This is a genomic window from Lentilactobacillus parafarraginis DSM 18390 = JCM 14109, from assembly GCF_001435895.1.
Lineage (GTDB): Bacteria > Bacillota > Bacilli > Lactobacillales > Lactobacillaceae > Lentilactobacillus > Lentilactobacillus parafarraginis.
This window is the reverse complement of the sequence record NZ_AZFZ01000186.1, coordinates 1-889: the sequence shown is the minus strand read 5'-3', so window position 1 is coordinate 889 and position 889 is coordinate 1. Positions and strand designations below refer to the sequence as shown.

The window sequence follows — 889 nt, the reverse complement described above, 5'->3', positions numbered from 1 at the left end:
CAGCGTTCGGATTAATTTTACAATCTACCTTATAAGTATCTTCACAACCAAGACTGGTTAACGTGGTAAGCCATTTTCGAATAAGATAACGTGTTTGGATAATCAGTGATTAAATGTCTAGCAATCAAAACCACATACTTAGCTGAAACAAGATTAGCGTTTTCCCCGCTAATTAAATATCCATAAGATTTTAATGCGTCTTGTTCCATACCATTAGCAGTAACGAAACTTACTTTATCAAGATTCCAAGATTGAACTTGCCTATTCATTAATTTAACAAATTTTTTTATAACTTGGAGTAGATCCTCCTCTTACCCATTGGCCTAATGCAATTGCCGCATTATTTGAATAATCGATTAAAGCGGACTCATATAATTGTTTAACTGTGTAACTGTTTTTGATGAATTTAATCCACCATAAATTGCAGAACAACCAAGCGATTTTAACCCAGAATAGCTGTAATTACTTTACCATTCCAATTATATGACATTTTTGAAACCCTTTTATTCATTAGATATAAAATCATCAATTTAGACACCGGATTAATAGCTCTGAAATATTCATATTTTTCCCCATAATATTTTACCATTTTTATAATTGAGCGCTATTGTGGCTTTAGCATACTTTAAACCGAATGGAACCCTTTCCCCTTTAATATACTTATGCCATACATATCCAGTAACGCTATTGGAATTGTTCTTTACTTTATAATAAAGTGCTTTAATATTACTTTATTACTTTTTTAGTTGCATACCAAGTTGTATAAGGATAGTTTTTTAGCATGTGTATTTCTTAATATGTGATAAATTATAAAGTGCCATCCTTTGACGAAGTTCGATGATAAGCAGTCATACTAATTCATGGTACTGTACCCTGTCAAGTTGACACA

At 31.5% G+C, this 889-nt stretch carries 1 protein-coding gene; it reads right to left on the bottom strand.

What is annotated here, in order from left to right; translation table 11 throughout:
* Positions 1–41: 41 nt before the first annotated feature.
* Entirely contained in the window at positions 42–269 is a 228-nt protein-coding gene (locus FD47_RS16235) for a hypothetical protein (RefSeq protein WP_082402703.1), read from the bottom strand.
* Positions 270–889 lie beyond the last annotated feature (620 nt).

Excerpts from the sequence above, each read along its gene's own strand:
- FD47_RS16235 (WP_082402703.1), bottom strand. The coding sequence starts at position 269 with ATGAATAGGCAAGTTCAATCTTGGAATCTTGATAAAGTAAGTTTCGTT.